At 71.8% G+C, this 22959-nt stretch carries 23 protein-coding genes; 15 read left to right on the top strand and 8 right to left on the bottom strand.

What is annotated here, in order from left to right; translation table 11 throughout:
- The first annotated feature begins 20 nt into the window (after positions 1-20).
- From ACFZDJ_RS38015 to ACFZDJ_RS37990, 6 genes are all read left to right on the top strand, one after another.
- The gene (locus tag ACFZDJ_RS38015; protein WP_168505361.1) at positions 21-1199 is read left to right on the top strand and encodes an amidohydrolase family protein; all 1179 of its coding nucleotides are present in this window, start codon (positions 21-23) and stop codon (positions 1197-1199) included.
- A complete protein-coding gene (locus tag ACFZDJ_RS38010; RefSeq protein WP_391065885.1) occupies positions 1196-2623 on the top strand; it encodes a FadD3 family acyl-CoA ligase in 1428 nt (475 codons plus the stop codon). Before ACFZDJ_RS38015 ends, ACFZDJ_RS38010 begins: the two co-directional genes overlap by 4 nt.
- The gene (locus ACFZDJ_RS38005; RefSeq protein WP_391065883.1) at positions 2620-4248 is read left to right on the top strand and encodes a methylmalonyl-CoA mutase family protein; all 1629 of its coding nucleotides are present in this window, start codon (positions 2620-2622) and stop codon (positions 4246-4248) included. The genes ACFZDJ_RS38010 and ACFZDJ_RS38005 overlap by 4 nt, the downstream gene beginning before the upstream one ends.
- Positions 4248-4652, top strand: a complete 405-nt coding sequence (locus ACFZDJ_RS38000; RefSeq protein ID WP_390933759.1) for a cobalamin-dependent protein — start codon at positions 4248-4250, stop codon at positions 4650-4652. The genes ACFZDJ_RS38005 and ACFZDJ_RS38000 overlap by 1 nt, the downstream gene beginning before the upstream one ends.
- 86 nt (positions 4653-4738) lie before the next feature.
- Positions 4739-5695, top strand: coding sequence for a TIGR03564 family F420-dependent LLM class oxidoreductase (locus tag ACFZDJ_RS37995; RefSeq protein WP_390933760.1), 957 nt, complete (start codon positions 4739-4741; stop codon positions 5693-5695).
- Positions 5692-6744 carry a CoA transferase gene (locus ACFZDJ_RS37990; protein WP_391065881.1) on the top strand — a complete coding sequence of 351 codons (1053 nt, stop codon included), beginning with the start codon at positions 5692-5694 and terminating at the stop codon, positions 6742-6744. The genes ACFZDJ_RS37995 and ACFZDJ_RS37990 overlap by 4 nt, the downstream gene beginning before the upstream one ends.
- A gap of 119 nt (positions 6745-6863) precedes the next feature.
- On the opposite strand, the gene ACFZDJ_RS37985 is transcribed toward ACFZDJ_RS37990, so the two are convergent.
- Positions 6864-7628, bottom strand: a complete 765-nt coding sequence (locus tag ACFZDJ_RS37985) for an SDR family NAD(P)-dependent oxidoreductase (RefSeq protein ID WP_390933762.1) — start codon at positions 7626-7628, stop codon at positions 6864-6866.
- A gap of 20 nt (positions 7629-7648) precedes the next feature.
- Positions 7649-8410, bottom strand: a complete 762-nt coding sequence (locus ACFZDJ_RS37980; RefSeq protein WP_101406923.1) for an SDR family NAD(P)-dependent oxidoreductase — start codon at positions 8408-8410, stop codon at positions 7649-7651.
- A 54-nt stretch (positions 8411-8464) separates the two neighbouring features.
- Here ACFZDJ_RS37980 and ACFZDJ_RS37975 point away from each other — a divergent pair, with 54 nt between their 5' ends.
- Positions 8465-9892 carry an AMP-binding protein gene (locus tag ACFZDJ_RS37975; RefSeq protein ID WP_391065880.1) on the top strand — a complete coding sequence of 476 codons (1428 nt, stop codon included), beginning with the start codon at positions 8465-8467 and terminating at the stop codon, positions 9890-9892.
- Positions 9885-11036, top strand: a complete 1152-nt coding sequence (locus ACFZDJ_RS37970; RefSeq protein WP_384909140.1) for a thiolase family protein — start codon at positions 9885-9887, stop codon at positions 11034-11036. The genes ACFZDJ_RS37975 and ACFZDJ_RS37970 overlap by 8 nt, the downstream gene beginning before the upstream one ends.
- A 113-nt stretch (positions 11037-11149) precedes the next feature.
- Here ACFZDJ_RS37970 and ACFZDJ_RS37965 read toward each other — a convergent pair whose 3' ends face one another.
- Together ACFZDJ_RS37965 and ACFZDJ_RS37960 are read right to left on the bottom strand one after the other, a co-directional pair.
- The gene (locus ACFZDJ_RS37965) at positions 11150-11962 is read right to left on the bottom strand and encodes an acyl-CoA thioesterase domain-containing protein (protein WP_391065878.1); all 813 of its coding nucleotides are present in this window, start codon (positions 11960-11962) and stop codon (positions 11150-11152) included.
- Positions 11963-12061: 99 nt separating this feature from the next.
- Complete coding sequence (locus ACFZDJ_RS37960) at positions 12062-13066, bottom strand: TIGR03617 family F420-dependent LLM class oxidoreductase (protein ID WP_391065876.1); 1005 nt, start codon at positions 13064-13066, stop codon at positions 12062-12064.
- 97 nt (positions 13067-13163) lie between these two features.
- Between ACFZDJ_RS37960 and ACFZDJ_RS37955 the strand changes: the two genes are divergently transcribed.
- Together ACFZDJ_RS37955 and ACFZDJ_RS37950 are read left to right on the top strand one after the other, a co-directional pair.
- On the top strand, positions 13164-13970 hold the full coding sequence (locus ACFZDJ_RS37955; protein WP_391065873.1) for an enoyl-CoA hydratase: 807 nt from the start codon (positions 13164-13166) through the stop codon (positions 13968-13970).
- A gap of 26 nt (positions 13971-13996) precedes the next feature.
- Entirely contained in the window at positions 13997-15511 is a 1515-nt protein-coding gene (locus tag ACFZDJ_RS37950; protein ID WP_391065870.1) for a carboxylesterase family protein, read from the top strand.
- A 54-nt stretch (positions 15512-15565) separates the two neighbouring features.
- Here the strand turns inward: ACFZDJ_RS37950 and ACFZDJ_RS37945 are convergent, their stop codons facing one another.
- The 4 genes from ACFZDJ_RS37945 to ACFZDJ_RS37930 all read right to left on the bottom strand — a co-directional run bounded on the left by ACFZDJ_RS37945 (position 15566) and on the right by ACFZDJ_RS37930 (position 18432).
- Positions 15566-16348: an acyl-CoA dehydrogenase family protein gene (locus ACFZDJ_RS37945; RefSeq protein WP_391065867.1), complete on the bottom strand. Its 783-nt coding sequence runs from the start codon at positions 16346-16348 to the stop codon at positions 15566-15568.
- A 6-nt stretch (positions 16349-16354) separates the two neighbouring features.
- A complete protein-coding gene (locus ACFZDJ_RS37940) occupies positions 16355-17455 on the bottom strand; it encodes an acyl-CoA dehydrogenase family protein (protein WP_391065864.1) in 1101 nt (366 codons plus the stop codon).
- A complete protein-coding gene (locus tag ACFZDJ_RS37935; RefSeq protein ID WP_391065861.1) occupies positions 17452-17889 on the bottom strand; it encodes a nuclear transport factor 2 family protein in 438 nt (145 codons plus the stop codon). Before ACFZDJ_RS37935 ends, ACFZDJ_RS37940 begins: the two co-directional genes overlap by 4 nt.
- Positions 17890-17961: 72 nt before the next feature.
- The gene (locus ACFZDJ_RS37930; protein ID WP_391065859.1) at positions 17962-18432 is read right to left on the bottom strand and encodes a pyridoxamine 5'-phosphate oxidase family protein; all 471 of its coding nucleotides are present in this window, start codon (positions 18430-18432) and stop codon (positions 17962-17964) included.
- A 299-nt stretch (positions 18433-18731) separates the two neighbouring features.
- Here ACFZDJ_RS37930 and ACFZDJ_RS37925 point away from each other — a divergent pair, with 299 nt between their 5' ends.
- The 5 genes from ACFZDJ_RS37925 to ACFZDJ_RS37905 are packed head-to-tail and all read left to right on the top strand — an operon-like array spanning position 18732 to position 22907.
- Entirely contained in the window at positions 18732-20849 is a 2118-nt protein-coding gene (locus ACFZDJ_RS37925) for an ABC transporter permease (protein WP_391065856.1), read from the top strand.
- A complete protein-coding gene (locus tag ACFZDJ_RS37920) occupies positions 20830-21540 on the top strand; it encodes an ATP-binding cassette domain-containing protein (protein ID WP_390933773.1) in 711 nt (236 codons plus the stop codon). The genes ACFZDJ_RS37925 and ACFZDJ_RS37920 overlap by 20 nt, the downstream gene beginning before the upstream one ends.
- On the top strand, positions 21537-22244 hold the full coding sequence (locus tag ACFZDJ_RS37915) for an ABC transporter ATP-binding protein (protein ID WP_384909119.1): 708 nt from the start codon (positions 21537-21539) through the stop codon (positions 22242-22244). Before ACFZDJ_RS37920 ends, ACFZDJ_RS37915 begins: the two co-directional genes overlap by 4 nt.
- A complete protein-coding gene (locus ACFZDJ_RS37910) occupies positions 22241-22624 on the top strand; it encodes a hypothetical protein (RefSeq protein ID WP_384909117.1) in 384 nt (127 codons plus the stop codon). Before ACFZDJ_RS37915 ends, ACFZDJ_RS37910 begins: the two co-directional genes overlap by 4 nt.
- Positions 22590-22907 carry a hypothetical protein gene (locus ACFZDJ_RS37905; protein WP_168505327.1) on the top strand — a complete coding sequence of 106 codons (318 nt, stop codon included), beginning with the start codon at positions 22590-22592 and terminating at the stop codon, positions 22905-22907. The genes ACFZDJ_RS37910 and ACFZDJ_RS37905 overlap by 35 nt, the downstream gene beginning before the upstream one ends.
- The last annotated feature ends 52 nt before the right edge of the window (positions 22908-22959 follow it).

Raw genomic sequence — 22959 nt, 5'->3', positions numbered from 1 at the left:
AATCAGCGAAGGAGGATCTCATGCCGTCGCGCGTGTTGCCGTATCCGTTGTTCGACGCCGACAACCACCTGTACGAGACGGAGGACGCCCTCACCCGGTACCTGCCGAAGCAGTACGAGGGCGCCATCCAGTACGTGCAGGTGAAGGGGCGTACGAAGATCGCGATCCGTGGTCAGATCAGCGACTACATCCCCAACCCCACGTTCTCGGTGGTCGCCAGGCCGGGGGCGTGGGAGCAGTACTTCCGGGAGGGCAATCCGGAGGGCAAGTCGCACCGTGAGCTGTTCGGTGAGCCGATGAAGTCGATTCCCGCCTTCCGTGAGCCCGGGCCGCGACTTGAGCTCATGGACGAGATGGGGATCCGGCAGGCGCTGAACTTCCCGACTCTGGCCAGCCTGATCGAGGAGCGGATGCGGGACGACCCGGAGCTCATCCACGCGGTCGTCCACTCGCTGAACGAGTGGCTTTACGACACCTGGAAGTTCAACTACAAGGACCGGATCTTCACCACGCCCGTGATCAGCCTGCCGATCCTGGACAAGGCGATCGCCGAGCTGGAGTGGTGCCTGGAGCGCGGAGCGCGCTCGATCCTGGTCCGGCCCGCCCCGGTCCCCGGGTTCGGCGGCTCGCGGTCCTTCGCGCTGCCGGAGTTCGACCCCTTCTGGAAGCGGGTCGAGGAGGCGGGGGTGCTGGTGTCGATGCACTCCTCCGACAGCGGCTACTCGCGCTACTCCAGCGACTGGGAGGGCAGGAGCCAGGAGATGACGCCGTTCCAGGCGCAGACCTTCCGGATGCTGGGCGAATGGCGGCCGGTCACCGACTCCGTGGCCTCCTGGGTCTGCCACGGCGCGCTGTTCCGCTTCCCCGAGCTCAAGGTCTCGGTCATCGAGAACGGATCCTCCTGGCTGGTGCCGCTCCTCGACCAGTTGGCCGACGTCTACAAGAAGCAGCCGCAGGGCTTCCTGGGCGACCCGGTCGAAGAGGTCAAGAACCGGATCCACATCAGCCCGTTCTGGGAGGAGGACATGGCCGAGCTGGCCGGGATCATCGGTGTCGAGCGCGTGCTGTTCGGCTCCGACTACCCCCACCCCGAGGGTCTGGCCGACCCGGTCACCTACATCGACGCGATCCAGGGCATGAAGGAGGCCGACCAGGCCAAGATCATGGGTGGCAACCTGGCCCGGTTGATCGGCGTATGAAAGGGGAGACCATCCCGCGGATGGTGCTGAGCGCGGCCGACCGCTTCGGTGACGCCGAAGCGGTCGTGGACGGCCAACTCCGGGTCACCTTCAAGGAGTTGGCCGACCGCGTGCGCACCGCCGCGGGAGCTTTCGCGGCGGCAGGCGTCGGCAGGGGCGACCGGGCGGCGATCTGGGCGCCCAACTCCGCCGAGTGGATCATCGCGGCCTTCGGGCTGCTGACCGCCGGCGGTGTCCTGGTCCCGGTCAACACCCGGTTCAAGGCGGACGAGGCGGGCGACATCATCCGCCGCAGCGGGGCCAAGGTCGTCCTGGTCGAGAAGGGATTCCTCGGTCTGGACTTCGAGGTGCCGGCCGGCGTGCCCGTGATCGACATCAAGTCGGACTTCCTCGTGAGCGGTTCGCCGTACGAGGCCGAGGTGAGCGGCGACGACGTGTGCGACATCGTGTTCACCTCGGGGACCACCGGGCGGCCCAAGGGCGTGCTGATGACACACGCCCAGACGCTCCGGCTGTACGCGGAGTGGTGCGACCTGGCGGACCTCAGGGAGGGCGACCGCTATCTGATCGTCAACCCGTTCTTCCACATCTTCGGCTACAAGGCGGGCTGCATCACGTCCCTGATCCGGGGCGCGACCATCCTCCCGGTGCCGGTCTTCGACGTGGACCGGGTCCTCGAACTGGTCGAGCGCGAGAAGGTGACGGTCCTGCCGGGCCCGCCCACCCTCTACCACTCACTGCTGGCCGCACAGGCCGGCCACGACCTGTCCTCGCTGCGGGTGGCCGTCACCGGAGCCGCCGACATCCCGGTCGACCTCGTCCGCAGGATCGTCAGCGACCTGCCCTTCCGCTCCGTGATGACGGGCTACGGCCTGACCGAGGCGGGTACGGCCACGGCCTCGCGGCCCGGTGACTCCTTCGAGGACATCGCGACGACCGTCGGCACCCCCTGCGACGGCGTCGAGATCCGGATCGCGGAGGACGGAGAGGTCCTGGTGCGCGGGTACAGCGTCATGCGCGGCTACCTCGACGACCCGGCCGCGACCGCCGAGGCGATCGACCCGGACGGCTGGCTGCACACCGGGGACCTCGGGACGCTCGACGACCGGGGCCGGCTGCGGATCGTGGGTCGCAAGAAGGACATGTTCATCGTGGGCGGCTTCAACGCCTACCCGGCCGAGATCGAGGGCTTCCTGATGGAGCATCCGGCCGTCGCCCAGGCCGCCGTGATCGGCGTACCGGACGAGCGGCTCGGCCAGGTGGGCAAGGCCTTCGTGGTCCCTCGCGGGGCCCTCGCGGCGGACGAGCTGATCGCCTGGAGCCGGGAGCGGATGGCCGGGTTCAAGGTGCCCAGGTATGTGGAGTTCCTCGAAGAGCTGCCGCTGAACGCCACCGGCAAGGTGATGAAGGACCAATTGCGATGACGTCTGAAGCGAAGCCGCCGGAGAAGAGTTCCGTGAAGCCGCCGGAGAAGGACGACTTCTCCCACACGGCCTCCGGGATTCCCCTGAAGGCGGTCTACGGGCCCGCGGACCGGCCTGTGGAGCCGCCCGCGCCAGGGCGCTTCCCCTTCACCCGCGGCAACTACTCCTCCGGCTACCGGGGGCGGCTGTGGACGCTGCGCCAGTACTCCGGCTTCGGCACCGCCGAGGAGTCCAACCGGCGCTACCGCTACCTCCTCGAACAGGGCGGCACCGGACTGTCCGTGGCGCTCGACCTGCCCACCCAGTGCGGTTACGACTCCGACGACCCGGAGGTGAGCGAGGAGGTCGGCCGGGTCGGTGTCGCCCTCGACACGCTCGCCGACGCCGAGGTGCTCTTCGAGGACATCCCCCTCGACCGGATCAGCACCAGCTTCACCATCAACGGCACGGCGGCCATCCTGCTGGCGTTCTACGTGGCCGCCGCCGAGCGCGGCGGAGTGCCCCGGGCGAAGCTCACCGGGACGATCCAGAACGACATCCTCAAGGAGTACGCCTCCCGGGGCACCTGGATCTGGCCGCCCGAGCCGTCGCTGCGGCTGATCGCCGACACCATCGAGTTCTGCGCGGCCGAGGTGCCGCGGTTCAACGCGATCTCGGTGGCCGGCGCGCACTTCCGCGACGCCGGCGCCAACGCCGTGCAGGAGATGGCGTTCACGCTCGCCGACGGGGTCACCTACTGCGACACGGTGCTGGCACGTGGCCGGATGACGATCGACCGGTTCGCCCCGCAGATCTCCTTCTTCTTCTACACCCACGGCGACTTCTTCGAGGAGATCGCCAAGTACCGTGCGGGCCGCAGGCGTTGGGCGACGATCGTCCGCGAGCGGTACGGCGCGAGCACCGACAAGGCGTCGATGTTCCGCTTCGGCTGTGTGGCCGGTGGGGCCTCCCTGTACGCACCGCAGGCGCAGAACAACACGGTCCGGGTGGCGTACGAGGCGATGGCCTCGGTGCTGGGCGGCGTGCAGTCGATGTTCACTGCGGCCTGGGACGAGCCGTTCGCGCTGCCCAGCGAGGAGTCGGCGACGCTCGCTCTGCGCACCCAGCAGATCCTCGCCCACGAGACCGGCGTCGCCCGGGTCGCGGACCCGCTCGGCGGCTCGTACTTCGTGGAAGCCCTCACGGATGCCACCGAGGAACGCATCGTCGAAATCATGGCGGACCTGGAACACCACGGAGGAATGGTCCGGGCGATCGAGGACGGCTACCTCCAGGGCCTCATCGCGGACGAGGCCTACCGCCTCCACCAGGACGTCGAGGCGGGCACCCGGCCGGTCGTCGGCGTCAACCGCTTCGCCACGCCCGAGCCGCCGCCCCGGCTGGAGACGTACGAGCTCGACGGGGAAGGCCGCGACCGGCAGCTGAAGCGGCTCGCCGACGTGAAGGCCACCCGCGACGCCGCGGCCGTACGGGACCGCCTCGCCGCCCTCGCCCGCGGCGCCGAGGGCACCGACAACCTCATGCCCCTGCTCATCGACTGCGCGAAGGCCTACTGCACGGTCGGCGAGATGGTCGCCGCCCTCAAGGCGGTCTGGGGCGAGTTCCGGCAACCGGTGGTGTTCTGATGTCGACCCGTGTGCTCATCGCCAAACCCGGTCTGGACGGACACGACCGCGGGGCCAAGATCGTCGCGCGGACGCTGCGCGACGCCGGCTTCGAGGTGGTCTTCACCGGCATCCGCCAGCGCGTCGACACCATCGTCGCGACCGCGCTCCAGGAGGACGTCGCCGTCGTCGGCCTCAGCATCCTCTCCGGCGCGCACCTGGCGCTGACGACACGGGTCGTGGCGGGGCTGGGGGCCGCCGGGGCCGAGGACATCGCCGTCGTCGTGGGCGGCACCATCCCCCTGGCCGACGTGCCCCGGATGAAGGCGGCGGGTGCGGCGGCCGTCTTCCCGACCGGAACACCCCTCGACGCCATCGTCGCGGAGATGCGCGCCCTGACGGCGGTCGTCCCCGCCTCGCCCTGACGCCGCGACCTGTCCCTGCCGAAGGGCACGGAAGGTCGACCACTCGAAACGTCGGATCCACGAAACATCGAAAGCCGGGAGGCACTGTGCGGGTCGGTGTGATGATCGGGCCGGAGCGTGGGGACTCCGCGCGCAAGGTCGCGCGGATGATCGACGACGTGACATGGGCGGAGCGGGCGGGCCTCGACACCGCCTGGGTGCCCCAGATCCCCACGGACTTCGACGCGTTGACGGCCGTGGCCCTGATGGGCGCGCGGACCGAGCGGATCGAGATCGGGACCGCGGTCGTCCCCCTCCAGACACAGCACCCGATCGCCCTCGCGCGCCAGGCGCTGTCCGCACAGGGCGCCGCGAACGGACGGCTCGCCCTGGGTCTCGGGCCCTCCCACCACTGGATCGTCCAGGACATGCTCGGACTGCCCTACGAGCGGCCCGCCGCCTTCACCCGTGACTATCTGGAGGTCCTGGACGCGGCGCTGCACGGCCCGGGCCCGGTCGACGTCGAGAACGGCACGTTCACCGTGCACAACCCGCTCGACCTCGGCCCCGTGGCCCCGCTTCCGGTGCTGCTCGCCGCGCTCGGCCCGGTCATGCTGGCACTCGCGGGCGAACGGGCGGACGGGACCGTCCTGTGGATGGCCGACGAACGCGCGGTCGCCGACCACGTCGTGCCCCGCATCACCAAGGCGGCGGACGGCGCGGGGCGTCCGGCGCCGCGGATCGTCGCGGGCATCCCGGTGTGTCTGTGCCGGCCCGCCGAGGTCGACGCGGCGCGCGAGCGGGCCAACCGCATCCTCGGGGAGGCCGAGATCTCGCCCAACTACCAGCGGCTGCTTGACTACGGCGACGCCCGGGACATCGGCGACCTGTGCGCGGCCGGTGACGAGACGGCCATCGCGGCCCGCTTCCGGCGCTTCGCCGACGCCGGGGTCACCGACCTGTCGGTACGGCTGCTGCCGATCGGCGAGGGCCGCGAGGAACTGATCGCCTCCAAGCGCCGGACCCGTGAGGTGCTCGCCGGGATCGCGGCGGACTTCCGATGACCGCCACCCCCGCGACCGCCGGGCCGCTGGCCGGCATCCGCGTCCTGGAGGTCGGCCACATGCTGGCGGGCCCGTACGCCACGATGATGCTCGCCGACCTCGGTGCCGAGGTCGTCAAGATCGAGCCGCCGGGCGGGGACATCTCCCGGCAGGTGAGCGACGCGTACTTCGCCAGCCTCAACCGGGGCAAGCGCAGTGTCCGTCTCGACCTGACCACGCCGAGCGGTCAGGAACGACTCGGTGAACTCGTCTCGGACGCCCACGCGTTGCTGGTCAACCTCAAGCCGTCGGCGATCCACCGGTTCGGGCTCACCTACGAGGCGATGAAGAAGTGGAACGAACGGATCGTCTGCGTCGCGCTCACGGGCTTCGGCCTGGACGCGGGCGACGACCCGGCCTTCGACTACGTCGTCCAGGCGGCCACCGGCGTCGCGGCGCTCACCGGTGACCCGGCAGGGCCGCCGACGCTGCCCGGCTACTCCTCGGCCGACAACTCCTCCGGCCTCACCGCGGCACTCGGTCTGCTCGCGCAGATCGTCTCGGGCCGGGGCGGGCAGGTCGAGGTGTCGCTGCGGGACGTGATGCTCTCCCAGCTCAACTACCGGGCGTCCGCCTACCTCAACGAAGGAGTCGAGCCGCGCCGTCTGCCGCTGGGCGCGCACTCCTACTACGTCCCGGCACAGCTCTTCCCCACGTCGGACGGCCACTTGGCCCTGTTCATCACCCACGACAGCTTCTGGAAGTCCTTCGCCACGGAGGCGGGCATCGAGGGCTTCCCGACGATGGCCGAACGCGCGGCGCGTCGCGAGGAGGTGCTCGACGTGGTGACGAAGGCCCTGGCGAGCGACACCGCGACCGCCTGGGAGGCGCGCCTGCGTCCGCTGGGTGTACCCGCGGCGGCCGTACGGACGTTGCCGCAGGCGCTGGCGGCGACACCGGAGGCGATCGTGACGGCCGGGGACTTCCGGCTGGTACGCGGTCCCGTGCGGGTGGCGGGGTACGAGCCCGCGTACGGGCCCCCGCCCCGCCTGGGCGAGCACGGCTCGTAGCGCGTGGGCCGTTCGGAGCGGCGTTCGGAGCGGTCACGTGATCGTGGAGCGTGGGCCGTTCGCAGTGGCCATGTGGTGTGCAGGGGTCCCGGGAGTTCGACTCCCGGGGCCCTTTCCGTTCACCCCGGCGTCGACTCCGACTTCTGCACCGTGCCGGTGATACCGCTCGCGTCCTGGCCGGCCAGGCGTACCGCGGCGTGGGCCATCGCCTCCGGGGGTTCGATCATCTCCGGTGGGATCTCGCGTCCGCCGCCCCCGGCCTGCCAGCCCTCGGTGACGACGACACGCGACGGGGCCAGGCAGTTGACCGCGATGTTGTCGGACTTGAGGGTGGCGGCGAGCCCGAGATAGAGGCGCTCGACGCCCGCCTTGGAGACCCAGTACGCGTTGGCGCCCTTGTCGGTCATGCCGACCCCGTTGGTCGTCACCGCCACCAGCGAGCCCCCGCCGCGTGCCCTGATGTGCGGGATGACGGCCTTGGTGACGAGGAAGACCCCGGTGAGATTGACGTCCAGGCACAGCTGCCAGCGCTTGAGCGGGGTGGACTCGACCGGGCCGAGCCACATGACCCCGGCGTTGGCGATCAGGATGTCGATCCCGCCGAACTCCGCGACGGTCGCGGCCACGGCGGCCTCGACCGACGCCTCGGAGGTCACGTCGCACGCGACCGCGAGGGCGCGGCCACCCGCCGACGTGATCCGTTCGGCGACGGCGTGGATCGTGCCGGGTATCCGGCCCTCCTCCTCGGAGCGCGCGGCGACCGCGACCGCGGCTCCGGCCTCCGCGAGCCCCCGCGCGATGTTCCGGCCGATGCCCCGGCTCGCTCCAGCGACGAACGCCACCTTCCCCTTCAGCTCGCCGCTCACGTCCACTCGGCCGTTCACTCGGCCGTTCACTGGGCCGGTCACTTCGGCGGGAACCGGAGGGCGCCGTCGAGGCGGATGACCTCGCCGTTGAGATAGTCGTTCGCGCAGATGTGCTCCACGAGAGCCGCGTACTCGGGGGAGCGGCCCATGCGTTTGGGATGCGGGACCTTGGGCCCCCAGTAGGCCTCCAGTTGGTCGCCGGCCGCGCCGTAGGCCGGGGTGAGGAAGGTGCCAGGGGCGATCGTGACGACCCGGATGCCGAGCGGCGAGAGGTCGCGCGCGGCGACGAGGGTCATGCCGACCACCCCGCCCTTTGCGGCGGCGTACGGGATCTGCCCGATCTGCCCCTCGTACGCGGCGATCGACGCGGTGTTGACGATGACGCCCCGGTCACCGTCGACCGCCTCCTGCCGCGCGATGGCCGCGGCCGCCAGGCGCATGACGTTGAAGACGGCCGTGAGGTAGAAGTCGATGGTCTTCCGGAAGCCCGCGAGGTCCAGGGGTTCGCCGTCCTTGCCGACCAGCCGGCCGCCACTGGCCGGGCCGCCGTGCGCGTCCACCGAGATCCTGAGCGGTCCCGCCGCCTCGGCCTCGGCCATCGCCGCCTTGACGTCGTTCTCGTCGGTGGCGTCCGTGCGTACGTAACGCACCCCCAACTCCGCCTCGAGCGCCTTGCCCTTCTCGTCGGCGAGGTCGGCCACGACCACCTTCGCTCCCGCCGCGTGGAGGCGACGGACCGTGGCCTCGCCCAGGCCCCCCGCCCCACCGACCACGACCGCGGAACTCCCACTGATCTGCATCAAGGTTATCCTCTCTTGCGAGCAGGGCTCTGTGTATATGAGAATAGCATTCTCATGAATATCACCATGATCCTTGAGATGGCGGCTTCGGCCGGCGATCGGGCGGTGATAACGGCGGGCGGCCGTTCGCTGACCGCCGCCGAACTGCTGCGCCGCGCCCATGCCGCCGCCCACCGCTTCCGAGGCCATCAGGCCGTCATCCATCTCGGCGCCAACCAACTCGCTTACCCCGTAGCCCTGTTCGGAGCAGCTCTGGCGGGAGTTCCCTTCGTCCCGGTCAACTACCGGCTCGGTGAGCAGCAGTTGAACGCCCTGCTGGACCGTCATCCCGGCGCCGTGGTCCTGCGCCCGGCCGACCTCGACGCCCTTCTCGACGAACAGCCGGACGTGGAGTTCCTGGACCCGCCGCAGGACCAGGACTCCGTCGCCGTGCTGCTCTACACCAGCGGCACGACCGCGGAGCCCAAGGCGGCCGTGCTCCGGCACCGCCATCTGCTCGCCTACGTGCTGAACACCCAGGAGTTCGCGTCGGCCGAGGAGGGCGACGCGTCGCTGGTGGCGGTACCGCCCTACCACGTCGCGGGACTGATGAATCTGCTGACGAACCTCTACTCCGGCCGCCGGATCGTGTACCTGCAGACGTTCGAACCGCGGCAGTGGCTGGAGACCGTACGCGGGGAGCGGATCACCCACGCCCTCGTGGTCCCCACCATGCTCGCCCGGATCGTCGCCGAAGTGCCCGGCGAAGACGCCGGGACCCCCCTGTTGCGCAGCCTCGCCTACGGCGGCGCCCGCACCCCGGGGCCCATCGTGGAACGGGCGTTGCGCCTCTTCCCGCAGACCGGCTTCGTCAACGCCTACGGCCTGACCGAGACCGCCTCCTCCATCGCCGTACTGGGACCCGACGACCACTGGCAGGCGTCCGTGTCGGACGACCCCGCGGTCCGCGACCGCCTCGGCTCGGTGGGCCGGGCGCTGCCCGGAATCGAGATCCGGATCCGCACGGACGACGACAAGCCGGCCCAGGCGGGGGAGACCGGGCTGGTCTTCGTGCGGGGGGAGCAGATCTCCGGTGAGTACGGCGGCCGCAGCGCCCTGGACGCGGAGGGCTGGTTCGCCACCCGGGACCGGGGACGGCTCGACGCCGAGGGCTACCTCTTCATCGAGGGGCGCGCCGACGACACCATCATCCGCGGCGGCGAGAACATCGCCCCGGCCGAGATCGAGGACGTACTCCTCGCCCACCCCGGCATCGTCGAGGCGGCCGTCGTCGGGCTGCCCGACCCCGAGTGGGGGCAGCGGATCGTCGCCATCGTCGTCGGCGCGGGCGAACCGGCCGAGATCCGGCAGTGGGTCAAGGACCGGCTCCGCTCGTCCAAGACGCCGGACGCCATCGTGTTCCGAGCCGAACTCCCCAAGACCGAGACCGGAAAACTGCTGCGCCGCACCCTCCTGGCCGAGTTGGAGACCACCCATGCCTGAAGCAGTCATCGCGTCCGCCCTGCGCACCCCCATCGGCACCGCCGTCAAGGGCACCCTGCGCGACACGACCGCGTTCGACCTGGCCCACCACATCGTCACCGCGGCGGCCGAGGGCCTCGATCCGGCCCTCATCGACGACGTGATCCTCGGCGAGGGCCTCTACGGCGGTGGCGTCCTGGCCCGGCACGCCGCGGTCACCGCGGGGCTCACCTCGGTCGCGGGGCTCGCCAACAACCGGCACTGCGCTGCGGGCATGGCCGCCGTCCAGAGCGCCGCCGCGAGCGTGATGGCGGGCATGGACGAACTCGTCATCGCCGGCGGCGTCAACTCGGCCTCCACCTCCCCGAAGGCGCTCTTCCGGATCAACGGGGAGTGGGAACCCTGGATGTCGCCCACCCACCCCGACCGCCCCGACGCCCCCAACAAGGACATGTCGATCACGGTGGGCTGGAACACCGCCGTCGCGGCGGGCCTCACCCGCGCCGAACTGGACGCCTGGGCGCTGCGCTCGCACCGCAACGCCGTGGCGGCCATCGACGAGGGCCGTTTCAAGGAGGAGATCGTCCCGATCGAGACCCCCCACGGTCTGTTCTCCGTCGACGAGCACCCGCGCCGGGACACCAGCGCCGAGAAGCTGGCCAAGCTGAAGCCGCTGCACCCGGAGATCGACGGGTTCAGCATCACGGCGGGCAATGCCGGAGGCGCCAACGACGCTGCCGTCGCCCTGGTCGTCGCCAGTGACACGACGGCGGTCCGTGAGGGGCTGACGGTCCTGGGCACCGTACGGTCCTGGGCGTCCGTCGGTGTCGACCCCGCCGAGATGGGCCTGGCCCCGGTGAAGGCGATCCCCAAGGCCCTGGCCCGCGCCGGCCTGTCGATCGCCGACGTGGACCTGTTCGAGATCAACGAGGCGTTCGCCTCGGTACCCGTGGCCGCCGTCCGGCTGCTCGAACTCGACCCGGACACGGTGAACTTCAGCGGCAGTGGCTGCTCCCTCGGCCACCCGGTCGCCGCCACCGGGGCCCGCATGCTGGTCACGCTCGTCCACGAACTGCGCAGGCGCGGCGGTGGCATCGGCGTGGCCGCCCTGTGCGCGGGCGGCGGTATGGGGTCGGCGACCGTCATCGAGGTCCCGGCGCCCTGACCTGACGGCGCGCCCCGGCGCATGGCGCGTGCCCGCGCCGGGGCGCCCCGCCGGCCGACGCCCCGGACGCACCCCGGCGCGCCGGTGGGTCGGCTCCGGAAGCCGCCGGTGGATCAGTTCCGGAAGCGAAGCAGCGCCTCCTGGGCGTACGAGGCGACGAGAGAGCCGTCCTCGGTCAGGACGTCCCCCCGGCCGAAACAGCGGCCGTGGGCCAGGATCGGGCTGTGCTGGTGCAGCAGCAGCCAGTCCTCGGTGCGCAGCGGCCGGTGGAACCAGAGACTGTGCGAGGTGACGGCGGAGGTGAACGCCGTACGCGAGTCCCGCTGCGAGATTCCGTCGAGGCGGCGCACGGCGGTGCCGATGAGCGTCAGGTCGGTGGCGTAGGCGATGAGCGCCGGGGCGAGTTCGGGGGCGACCACCGGCGTGCGCATCCACAGGTCGTAATCGGGCGGTTCCGCCTTCGGGGACTCCAGATCGGCGACCGACCGGGTCGTCCAGGGGATGAGGCCGAGGTCGACGTCGTGCTCCGCGCCGGGCACGGAGGGGACCTTGAAGTCGCTCTGCTGGTCGAGTCCGTCCTCCTCGGCGTGCAGGGACGCCGAGGCGGTGGCGATGACGCCCGGCGTCTGCCGGGCGACGATCGTCAGCGTCGCGAAGGTGCCGCCCTCGCGATGACGCGTCACTTCGTAGCGCACGGGTTCGTCGGTCAGGCCCTCACGCGGGAACTGGGCGTGCAGGGACTTGACGGCCTTGTCCGGGCAGGCGAGAGCGGCGGCCCGGACGAACTGGGCGAGCAGTTGCCCGCCGAACAGCCGGTGATAGCTGAGGTGTTGGTTGGATCCTTCGAAGCCCGTGACGGGCTCGGGTGCCGACGGATCGGGGCGCAGCTCCAGGCAGGCGAGCAGGTCGTTCCAGAGGTCGGTCACAGGCACTCCCGGTGCGGTTCGGTGGGATGCGACGGGTTGCGGTGGGTTGTGGTGGCTGTGGTGGCTGTGGTGGCTGTGGTGCGGCGTTCAGTGCGTGCGTCAGCAGGCGCGCAGGCGCGCGACGAGGTCCATGGCGGCTTCACGGTCCAGGCTCGGCGGTGGGGTGAACGAGAGACGGGTCAGCAGCCCGCCGAAGCGGTCGGCGACCCGGGCGGGCAACTCGTCGGCAGGGGCGACGATCGCGAACGCGTCGACCATCTCGTCCGTGATCAGCCCGGCCATGTCCGGCCAGCGCCCCGCCTTCGACAGCGCGGTCAGCTCCTCGCTCGCGCCGTCCCAGCCGTGCAGCGCGAAGACGCCCCGGTACGCCGGTGTGGAGGCGTAGAAGGCGATACGGCCGCGGAGCACCGGGAGGGTCGTCTCGATCTCCTTGTCGGTGCCCGTGACGATGAACGGGGTGCCCAGCACCTCGAAGTCGTCGAGGGACACGCCCGCGCGTGCGCGCCCCTCGCGCAGGGCGGGCAGCGTCCGTTCGCGGATCCAGCGGGCGGTGGTGTAGCCGTGGCAGAGGAAACCGTCCGCGACCTCACCCGCGACCCGGGTCATGAGGTCGCCGACGCCGGCGAGCAGCACCCGCGGCGGCCCGAAGTCGTGCGGGGGCGGCACGAAGTCCGGGGGCATCAGGGTGTGGCGGTAGTACTCGCCCTGGAAGTCCAGAGGGGTGCCGTCGTGCCACGCCGACCAGATCGCCCGCAGGGCGAGGACGTACTCGCGCATCTGCGCGGCCGGTCTGCCCCACGGCATGGAGAACCGGCGTACGACATGGGCCTTCACCTGCGAGCCGATTCCGAGCATGAACCGGCCGCGGCTGTGCCGTTGGAGGTCGTCGGCGGTGTGGGCGAGGGTCATCGGCGAGCGGGCGAGCGCCACCGCGATGGACGTGCCCAGGGCGATGCGCCCGGTTGCCCCGGCGGCGACGGCCAGGGGGAGGAAGGGGTCCTGATTGACCTCTCCGGCCCACGCGGCGTCGTAGCCGTGCTCCTCGAGGGTGCGGGCCCGTTCCGCGGCGTCCGACAACCCGCGTACCGTACCGTCGATTTTCATGTGACGATAGTAAGGTATGCATATTCTGAGAACGAGGTTCTTGCGGCTGTGAGGTTGAGTCGCCGTGAGGTTCTCCCGGGTGGGTGGAGGTGGCGCTTTGGCCGGGCGGGAGCCTGTCGTCCTTGTAGACGTCGAGGAGCGGATCGCGACGGTGACGCTCAACCGGCCCGAGGCGCGCAACGCGCTGAGCCGGGAGGTCACCTTCGCGCTGTGGGACGCGGTCACGGCCGCGGGGAAGGCCCTCGACGTCGATGCCGTGATCCTGACCGGCGCGGATCCCGCGTTCTGCGCCGGGGTCGACCTCAAGGAGGTGTCGGGGGAGTCGCCGCCGAGCGCCGTCCCCCGGGCGCCCGGTCAAGGGCCGGAGCGCGACGCCAACGGCCTCTTCCGCTTCCTGCCGGTGATCGGCAAGCCCGTCATCGGGGCGGTCAACGGCGTCGCGGTGACCGGCGGGCTCGAAGTGGCCCTGCAGTGCACGTTCCTGGTGGCGTCGCGGCGCGCCCGGTTCGCCGACACCCACGCCCGGCTCGGCATCATGCCGGGCGGCGGCGCGACCGTACTCCTCGCCCAGGCCGTCGGGCACCGGCGGGCCGTCGAGATGTCGCTCACCGGCAACTTCCTGACCGCCGAGGAGGCGCTCGGCCTCGGACTGGTCAACCATGTCGTGCCGCACGAGGAGTTGCTCCCCTTCACCCGTAGGCTGGCCGCCGACATCGTGAACAACGACCAGCGCGGTGTCCGCCGGTTGCTGCGGCACCACCGCCAGATCGCGGGCGCGGCCACCCTCGACGAGGCGCACCTCATCGAGGGGTACATGGCCGAGACCTGGCAGCCGGGCACGAGCGAGGTCGCCGCCCGGCGCGCCGACGTCACCGCGCGGGGACGGACGCAGGCCCGGTCCTGACGTCACGGCAGGAGGGCACGGACGGTATGACGGCGTACGTCGTGGACACGACCGGCGGCAAGGTGCGGGGCGCCGAGATCGACGAGGGCGTCCTCGCCTGGCGCGGTATCCCCTACGCGGCTCCGCCCGTGGGCCCGTCACGCCTGCGACTGCCGCGTCGGGCCGAGCCGTGGAGCGGGGTGCGCGACGCGACGGCGTACGGGGCGCCCGCCCCGCAACCGCCGATGCCGGTCCCCGCCGGTACGGCAGGCCCCACCGACGCTCCCGTGCTGCCGGAACCGTCCGAGGACTGCCTGTACGTCAATGTGACGGCCCCGGCCGGCGCGGCGGGCCTCCCCGTCCTGCTGTGGATCCACGGCGGCGGGTACCAGGTCGGCACCGGGAGCGACATCGCCGGGGACGGCCGTACCTTCGCACGCCGTCACGGCGTGGTCGTCGTGACGTTCAACTACCGGCTGGGCGCGCTCGGGTTCCTCGCCGTGGACGGCGAGGAGCACACCGGCGCCTTCGGTCTGCACGATCAGATCGCCGCGCTGCGCTGGGTCCGCGAGAACATCGCCGGCTTCGGCGGCGACCCGGAGCGGATCACGCTCTACGGACTGTCCGCCGGCGCCAAGTCCGTCGCCAACCTGCTCACCTCACCTCTCACCCGGGGCATGATCCACGGGGCCGCCTCGTCGAGCGGCGGGGCGGACCACATCGCCGACCGGGACCAGGACGCCGCGATCACCCGGCGGTTCCTGCGCGCACTGGGAGCCGGAACACGGCACCTCAGGAAGGTGAGCGCCGAGGAGATCCTCGACGCGCAGACCGCGCTGGGCGAGGGCACGCGGGCCGGCTGGCTGTGGCGCCCGTCCCTCGACGGTCTCGCCCTCACCGCCAGGCCGCTGGACGCCATCGAGGCGGGCGCCGCCGCGCGGATCCCACTGCTGGTGCAGACGTGCGTCAACGAATGCGCCCTCTACCAGCTGCTGGATCCCGACGCGGCCGAGCAGGCCGACCGCGTGCTGGAGGAGTACTTCGGTACCGCCGCACGCGACCGGATCCTCGCCGCGTACATCGCGGCGCGTCCCGAACTCGCCCATGATCCGGTCCAGTTGCGGGTCGACCTCATGACCGACGAACGGTACGGCATCCCCTCGGCCCGCCTCGCCGACGCCCAGTCCGCGCACGCCCCCGTCTGGCGCTCCCGCTACGACGTGCCGCTGACCGGCCTGCCGCCCGCCGTCGCCCCCTCCGGTGCCCTGCCCGCGATGCACGGCACGGACGGCGACGCCGTCTGGCTCGGCGGGCAGGGCGTGAACCAGCGGCTGCACGAGGCCTGGGCGGCGTTCGTCACGACCGGCGTCCCCACCGCCGAAGGCCTGCCGAGCTGGCCCGCCTATGGCGTCGCCCGGCGGACCACCATGGTCTTCGACGCGGCAGGGGCCCACACCGTCGACGACCCCCGTGGCGCCCAACGCGCCGTCTGGGACGGCCGCGTGTGGCAGTCGGGCACGTGGTGGACCCTGGACGGCATCGCGGGTGAGAGCCAGAGCTGAACGACGACTTCACGGGTCCGGAACACAGTTGAACGACGACTTCACGGGTCCGCGTCACAGCTGAACGAGTCGCGGCGCCGAGCGGCCCTCCCTTACGAGCTGCCCGGCCTCCCGCGTCAACTCCCGTGCGCTGCCCAGCAGTCCGTCCAGCACGAGGGCGCGCCGGACGTGCCGGTGCAGATCGTGCTCGGCGGTGAAGCCGATCCCGCCGAGGACCTGCTGACAGTGCCGGGCGGCCGTCAGCGCCGCCTGTCCGGCCGCCGCCTTGGCGAGCAGGCAGCCGAGGTCGTCCTCGGCGGCCACGAGGGTCGCCTCGGCGCCGTCGAGCGCGACGAGGGTCTCGGCGAGCCGGTGCCGTACGGCCTGGAAGGAGGCCAGGGGACGGCCGAACTGGGTCCGGTCGAGCACGTGCGAGCGGGCGAGCGCGAGCATCGCCCGGCCGGTGCCCAGGAGCCACCAGCCGAGCGCCCGGCGTCCCGCGGCGAGGGGGACGGGATCCCCGGCCGCGACGGTGCGCAGCGGCAGCTCGCCGTCCAGCGCGCCGCCGGTCTCGTCCGTGCGCTCCCACACGACCCACGCGCCGCCCGTGTACGGCAGGGGCGGCGTGCCCCCGACGGCACGTCCCGCCGCGTGCAGCAGGACGTCGTTCAGCAGCGGTGCGTGCGCGCCGGTCTCGCCGAGCAGCCCGAAGGCGAGCGGGACCGCCACGTCCGGTGCCTGCGTGAGCAGGTCGGACCAGCCGAGGTCGGCCAGGGCCGTGTCGAGGGCGCGGCCCGACGCCGCCGTCATCGTCTTGCGGAGCGTCTGCGCGAAGAGGTCCCGCTCGGCGGCATCCATGGTGTGTCAGTCCTTTCCCAGGTCCAGCAGCCGACGGGCGATGATGGTGCGCTGGATCTCGGCGGTGCCGCCGTAGATGGTCGCCGCCCGCGAGTACAGGTACTCCTCCCGCCACGGCGTGTCCGTCAGCTCCAGCACACCGGGGAGCAGGTCCCGGGCGGTGTCGAAGAGTTGCTGCTCGGCGGTGGCCAGCAGCACCTTGTCGACGGAGGTCTCCGGGCCGAGCCGGGCGCCCGCCGCGAGTCGCCGCTGGGTGCCGTGGGAACGGCAGCGCACGGTGTGCAGCGCCAGATAGGCGGCGCCCAGGGCCAGGTCCTCCCCGGCGTCCTCCGGTCCGGGCATCTCCGTGAGCAGCCGGTCGAGCCGGGTGTAGAGGTGGGCGACGCGGTGCCAGAAGCAGGTGGAGCGCTCGTGCGGGAGCAGGTCCATCGCCAGCCGCCAGCCGTCGCCGGGGTGGCCGAGCATCCGGTCGGCGGGGACGACCACGTCGTCGAAGAACACCTCGGCGAACTCGTCCACGCCGTGCATCGTGCGCAGCGGCCGCACGGTGATGCCGGGGGTGTCCATGTCGACGAAGAACGCGGTGATCCCGTCGTGGCCCGGCGCGGTGCGGGTGAGCAGGACACAGCGGGCCGCGTACTGCGCGAGGCTCGTCCACACCTTCTGGCCCGTCACCACCCAGTCCCCGCCCCCGGGGACGGCCCGGGTGGTGAGGGAGGCCAGGTCGCTGCCCGAGCCGGGTTCGGAGAAGCCCTGGCACCACTGCTCCCGGCCGCCGAGCAGCAGCGGGACCATCTTCGCCGCCAGCTCCGGACGGGCGTACGAGATCATCGTCGGGGCGAGCACTTCGATCATCGAGTAGATGCCGGGCTCGGCCAGGCCCCGCGTGGCGACCTCCTCGCCGAGCACGGCCCGCAGTACGGCCGGCCCGCCGAGACCCCCCACCTCGGCGGGCCAGCCGTACCGCATCCAGTCCGCCTCGTAGAGGGCGCGCCGGACCCGGGCGAGCTGCGCGACCTGTCCGTCGAGGGAGTGATCGGGTCCGGGGGAGAGGTCGTTCCGGTCGAGCCAGCGGCGCAGATCCGACCGGAACTCCGTGACGTTCATGCGCCCGGGCGTTCGAAGGCGTGCGGGCGGCCCGAGTCGTGCGCCCCGCTGCGGCGGATGAACGTCATCGCCCGTGTCCGCAGGCGCCAGCCGTCGGCGGTTCGCAGATAGGTGTCGTTGTAGTAGCCGATCCGCATGGCGTGGGTGGCGTGGTCGATGAAGCACAGCGGCTGGGTGCCGGTCGCGGTGTCCCCGTCCCCTTCCCGGTCTCCCGCTGGGGGCAGTTCGACCACCGCCGTACCCACCAGGAACAGCCCCTTGGGCGCGGCGGCGACCAGGGCCGGGAACTCGTCGAGGCCATAGGTGTCCCCGAAGGCGCTGTAGGTGCCGTCGGGGGTGAAGACCGCGAGCACCCCGTCGATGTCGCACCGGGTCATGTGGACCGCGTAGCGGCCCAGCAGCTGCTGAATCTCCATCAGGTCGTCAGTGGACAAGGACCTTTCCACCCTTCGCGAGAATGCCATTCTCATTCACGAGTGGCAGGTTTCCATGTGTGGGTCGTGGCGTCAACGGTCGCGGCGGAGCTTCGCGAAGTCCCAGCTCGCGACCTTCTCCGCGGTGAGCCGGAGCCAGCCGTGCTTCCCGTCGTACCGGAACGCGCCGCCGCCCGTGTACTTGTCCGCGAAGAGCCGTTCGGGGTGCACGAGTTCGTCCAGGGGGTCTCCCTTGCGGGGCGCCTCGCCGACGACCTCGACGCTGCCACGTAGTTCGACGCCGCGCAGGGCCATGAAGTCCGTGCCCCCGTCGTCGACGATCACGCTGAGCCGCGGATCCCGGTCCAGGTCGGTCCAGCGCTGGCTGCGCACCAGCGAGTTGAGCCACAGCGTGGATCCGTCCCACACGAACCACAGGGCGCTGACATGGGGATCTCCGTTCCGTCCGACGGTCGCGACCCGGCACAGCGGCTGGGTTCGCAGGAAGGTGTCCCGCTCGGGGTCGGTCATGGCGATCGCGGTTCCCCTGCGCTGTCCGCTCATCGTCTCTCCTGCCTTTGTGTGAATGGTTGATTCTCTCTTAGTGAGAAGCTAGTTTCCACCAATAGAGAGGAGGAGAACCACCTCGCGCTCAAGGTGGCCGGGGCGATCACCTGTTCCCGCCGGCCGCTCGGGGACAGCACCGAGGAGGAGACCCCTTGAACCAGCCCACACCCTTCGCCGCCCTGGGGGCGGTCGCCGAGTACGCCTCGCGGCGGATGGCACCGCCGCCTCCCGGCCGACCGGGCGCCGAGACCGTTCGCTCTCGCCGGCCCCGGCGAGAGGGTGAGTGACGGCCCGTCATGGAGCAGTTCCTCACCTTCGGGATCGTCGGCCTGAGCACCGCCGCGATCTACGCGGTCATCGGCAGCGGTCTGGTGCTCACCTACACGACGACCGGCGTCTTCAACTTCGCGCACGGCGCGGCGGGCATGCTGTCGGCTTTCGCCTACTGGCAGCTCACCGGCGGCTGGGGCTGGCCGGTACCGGTGGCGCTGGCCGTGGTCCTGCTCGTCCTCGCCCCGGCCTTCGGCCTGTTCGTCGAGAGGGTCGTCCTCCGGCCCGTCCAGGCGCTGGGCGAGGCCGAACGGCTGGTCATGACGGTGGCGCTGCTCAGCGGCCTGATCGCCGTCGCCCGCTGGATCTGGGATCCCAACGTGCCGCGCACGCTGCCCACGTTCTTCGCCGACCGCAAACCCTTCCACATCGGCTCGGCCGTGGTCACCTGGCACCAGGCCCTCACCATGGCCGTCGCGGTGCTCGTCGCGGTCGGCCTGCGGATCCTGCTCTTCCGCACCCGCCCCGGCGCCGAGATGCGCGCGACCGTCGACGACCGCGCCCTGGTCGGGCTGACGGGAGCCCATCCCGTACGGGCCAACAAGACCGCCTGGATCCTCGGCACCCAACTCGCCGCGATCGGCGGCATCCTCATCGCCCCGACCGTCACCCTCGACGCCGCCCAGCTCTCGCTGCTGATCGTCAGCGCCTACACCGCGGCCATCTTCGGCCGGCTCCGCAGCGTGCCCCTGACCTTCGTCGGCGCGATCGTGGTCGGCTGCATGGAGAGCTATCTGACCGGCTATCTCCCGCAGAACGCCTACCTGCCCGGCCTCAGGCTGGCCGCCCCCGCACTGCTGCTGTTCGTGGCCCTGCTGGCGTTCCCGCACCGACGGCTGCGCGGCCGGGACCGCAAGCTGCGCCCGGTGCCGGTTCCGACGGCCCGCGGCACGGCCGTGTTCGCCGTCTGTGTCGTCGCGTTCGGCGCGGTGCTGGCCTCGGTCCTCGGCGAGGCCGACCTCATCACCTACGGCGCCATCTTCTCGCTCGGCGTGGTGGCCCTGTCGTACGTACCCCTGGCCGGGTACGCCGGGCAGATCTCGCTCTGCCAGCTGAGCATGGCCGGGATCGGGGCCGTCGTATGGGCCCACCTGGGCGCGCACGGGGAGTTCTGGGCCCTCGGCGCCGCGATCCTGGTCTCCGCGGTGGCCGGCGCCGTCGTCGCGCTGCCCGCGCTGCGGCTGTCCGGGGTGTATCTGGCCCTCGGGACCGCCGCCTTCGCGGTCGTCCTGGACCGGTGGATCTTCACCCTGCCGGCCTTCCACCTCTTCGGGATGCGGATCGCCCTGTTCGACCAGGGCTCGGTGGACGTGGCCGGACCCCGGCTCTTCGGCCTCGAACTGGACACCGCGGCGAAGCAACTGGTGTTCGCGGCCGTCTGCCTCGCGCTCGCCTCGCTGGTCGTGGCGGCGGTGCGCCGGGGCCGCTTCGGGCGGCGGCTGATCGCACTGCGTGACAGCGAGGCCGCCTACGCGACCCTCGGCGGCAGCCTGCTGCGGGCCAAGGTCCTGGTGTTCGCGCTCTCCTCGGGGATCGCCGGGCTCGGCGGCGCGCTCTACGGAATGCAGCAGCGGTCCATCACCGCCGACCAGTTCAACCTGGTGGCGGGACTGCCGATCTTCCTGGTCGCGGTGGTCGGCGGCCTCGGCACGGTCGGCAACGGACTGTTCGCCGGGACCGCCTACATCGGCCCGACGAACGCGCTGGTCGCCGTGGCGCCCTGGGCGCAGAACCTCGTCGCCCTGCTGCCCGGCCTCGCCGGCATCGGGCTCGGCCACAACCCCGACGGCATCGTGGTCCGGTTCCGCCGTGAGTGGGAGCCGCTCGGCCGGGACCGGATCGCCCTGCCCGGCCTGCTCTGCGTACTCGCCCTGCTGTGGGTCCTGCGGCTCGGCGGCCTGATCAACGGCTGGACGTTCCTGGGCTGTTCGGTGGCCGCGGGGGTGGCGCTGCGGATCTGGGCGACGGCCCGGCAGACCGCCGCCCCGACCGAACCGGAGGTCCCCGTCGAATGGTGGGGACTGCGGCGCGCCTGGCGCCCCGAGGACAGGGAGGTGCTCGCCCGTGGCCTCGCTGCGGATTAGCGGAGTGACCGTCGCCTTCGGCGGCAACCGGGCTCTGGACGGCGTCGCCCTGACCGCCGAACCGGGCCGCGTGACCGGACTCATCGGCCCCAACGGAGCCGGCAAGAGCACCCTGTTCGACGTCGCCTCCGGACTGCGCAGGCCCTCCGCCGGACAGGTCTTCCTCGACGGACAGGACATCACCCGGACCAGCCCCGCGGGCCGCGCCCGGCGCGGACTCGCCCGCACCTTCCAGCGGCTGGAGCTCTTCGGCCGACTCACCGTCCGCGACAACCTCCTCGTCGCGGCCGAACTCGGCCCCGACCGGCGCCGTGCGCGGCACGCCGTCACCGAGACCCTCACCAGGCTCGGCCTGACACATCTCGCCGACAGCCCGCCCGACGCACTGCCCACCGGAGTCGGCCGCCTGGTCGAGGTCGGCCGCGCGATGGTCATCCGGCCCAAGGTGCTCCTGCTCGACGAACCCGCCGCCGGACAGGACAGCGAGGAGACCGAACGGTTCGCCGCGCTGCTGCGCTCGCTGACCGACGACGGCACGGCCGTGGTCCTCGTCGAACACGACATGAGCCTCGTCATGGGCGTGTGCGACGAGGTGTACGTACTCGATCTCGGCAAGGTCATCGCCTCCGGCCCGCCCGAGGTGATCCGGAACGACGAGACCGTCCTGGCGGCCTACCTGGGGGACGCGTGAGCGCCATTCTCGAACTGAGCGGCGTCCGTGCCGCCTACGACCGGATCACGGTCCTGCACGGCGTCGACCTCCAGGTCGCCGCCGGGCAGGTGGTGGCCCTGCTGGGCCCGAACGGGGCGGGCAAGACCACCACCCTGCGCGTCGCCTCCGGAGTCCACCCCGTCGAATCCGGCCATCTCCGGCTGGGCGGCCGGGACATGACCGGAGCCGACCCCCGAGACCTGGCCCGCGCCGGGGTCTGTCTGATCCCCGAGGGCCGCGGAGTGTTCCCCAACCTGTCCGTCCGCGACAACCTCCTGATGATGACCTTCACCGGCCGGGGCCGTGCGGAGATCGAGGAGATCGCCTTCCAGCGCTTCCCGATCCTCCACCGCCGCGCCTCGCAGGCGGCCGGCACCCTTTCCGGTGGCGAGCAGCAGATGCTCGCCCTCGCCCGCGGCCTCGCCACCGACCCCGCCGTCCTGCTGCTCGACGAACTCTCCATGGGGCTCGCCCCGTTGATCGTCGGCCGGCTCTACGAACAGGTCGCCGAGATCGCCCGGCAGGGCGTGGCCGTCCTGGTGGTCGAGCAGTTCGCGGCCGCCGTCCTCGACATCGCCGACCACGCGGCCGTCCTCGTACGTGGCCGGGTCCAACGGCAGGGCCACCCCGACGGCGGGCTGCGCGCCGAACTGTCCGCCCTCTATCTGGGGAGTTCCGCATGACCACCACCGAGCCGCGCGCGGACCGCTTCGTCCGAGAACTGGCGGTACTGAAGATCCCCGACCCGGCCGCCGCCCGGGCCACCCTCTGGCTGCGCCTCGGCGTCCTGCTGATGGTGGGCGGCCTGGTGCTCGGCGTGTCGGGCTACCTGGTGTCCCACAACACCGTCGACCCGCTCGTCCAGGGCGACGGACTCGCACTCGGACTGGGGGGCATCTGCGCGACCGTGGTGGGCTCCGCGCTCTTCCTTCGGTACTCGCTGACCGGCTTCCTGCGCTTCTGGATGGCCCGCCAGTCCTACGACATCGACCTGCTCGCCGACCGCCTGCTCGAAAGGGACATCCACCATGACCCCACCGGTAACGACGCCGCGCCCCGGTGACCAGCTCGCCAGCGCCGTCTGCAGCACGCGGGTGGTCGTCGTCCGCGCCCCCGCGGGCGGCTCGGTCCAGCTCTCCTGCGGGGGCAGTCCGATGGTCCCCGCGACCGGCGCGAAGCCGGCACCCGGCGGCGCGGCCGAGGCCGTCACCCTCATCGGCAAGCGGTACGTGGACGCCGGCGGGGCCCTCGAAGTGCTCTGCACCTCCTCCGGCACCGGCGAACTGAGCTGCGACGGCGTCCCGATGACCATCAAGGCGGCCAAGCCGCTGCCCGCCTCCGACTAGCCGTACGCACGCAAGCCCCCACCCGAGCCGCCTGCCTCCCCCTTCCGGAAGG

It is taken from the genome of Streptomyces sp. NPDC007896, from assembly GCF_042959425.1.
Taxonomy (GTDB): domain Bacteria; phylum Actinomycetota; class Actinomycetes; order Streptomycetales; family Streptomycetaceae; genus Streptomyces.
Note: the sequence above shows the minus strand (reverse complement) of the source record. Positions and strands in the feature narration are given on the sequence as shown.

Excerpts from the sequence above, each read along its gene's own strand:
- ACFZDJ_RS38015 (WP_168505361.1), top strand. The coding sequence starts at position 21 with ATGCCGTCGCGCGTGTTGCCGTATCCGTTGTTCGACGCCGACAACCAC.
- ACFZDJ_RS38010 (WP_391065885.1), top strand. The coding sequence starts at position 1,196 with ATGAAAGGGGAGACCATCCCGCGGATGGTGCTGAGCGCGGCCGACCGC.
- ACFZDJ_RS38005 (WP_391065883.1), top strand. The coding sequence starts at position 2,620 with ATGACGTCTGAAGCGAAGCCGCCGGAGAAGAGTTCCGTGAAGCCGCCG.
- ACFZDJ_RS38000 (WP_390933759.1), top strand. The coding sequence starts at position 4,248 with ATGTCGACCCGTGTGCTCATCGCCAAACCCGGTCTGGACGGACACGAC.
- ACFZDJ_RS37990 (WP_391065881.1), top strand. The coding sequence starts at position 5,692 with ATGACCGCCACCCCCGCGACCGCCGGGCCGCTGGCCGGCATCCGCGTC.
- ACFZDJ_RS37980 (WP_101406923.1), bottom strand. The coding sequence starts at position 8,410 with ATGCAGATCAGTGGGAGTTCCGCGGTCGTGGTCGGTGGGGCGGGGGGC.
- ACFZDJ_RS37975 (WP_391065880.1), top strand. The coding sequence starts at position 8,465 with ATGAATATCACCATGATCCTTGAGATGGCGGCTTCGGCCGGCGATCGG.
- ACFZDJ_RS37970 (WP_384909140.1), top strand. The coding sequence starts at position 9,885 with ATGCCTGAAGCAGTCATCGCGTCCGCCCTGCGCACCCCCATCGGCACC.
- ACFZDJ_RS37960 (WP_391065876.1), bottom strand. The coding sequence starts at position 13,066 with ATGAAAATCGACGGTACGGTACGCGGGTTGTCGGACGCCGCGGAACGG.
- ACFZDJ_RS37950 (WP_391065870.1), top strand. The coding sequence starts at position 13,997 with ATGACGGCGTACGTCGTGGACACGACCGGCGGCAAGGTGCGGGGCGCC.
- ACFZDJ_RS37945 (WP_391065867.1), bottom strand. The coding sequence starts at position 16,348 with ATGGATGCCGCCGAGCGGGACCTCTTCGCGCAGACGCTCCGCAAGACG.
- ACFZDJ_RS37940 (WP_391065864.1), bottom strand. The coding sequence starts at position 17,455 with ATGAACGTCACGGAGTTCCGGTCGGATCTGCGCCGCTGGCTCGACCGG.
- ACFZDJ_RS37930 (WP_391065859.1), bottom strand. The coding sequence starts at position 18,432 with ATGAGCGGACAGCGCAGGGGAACCGCGATCGCCATGACCGACCCCGAG.
- ACFZDJ_RS37925 (WP_391065856.1), top strand. The coding sequence starts at position 18,732 with ATGGAGCAGTTCCTCACCTTCGGGATCGTCGGCCTGAGCACCGCCGCG.
- ACFZDJ_RS37910 (WP_384909117.1), top strand. The coding sequence starts at position 22,241 with ATGACCACCACCGAGCCGCGCGCGGACCGCTTCGTCCGAGAACTGGCG.
- ACFZDJ_RS37905 (WP_168505327.1), top strand. The coding sequence starts at position 22,590 with ATGACCCCACCGGTAACGACGCCGCGCCCCGGTGACCAGCTCGCCAGC.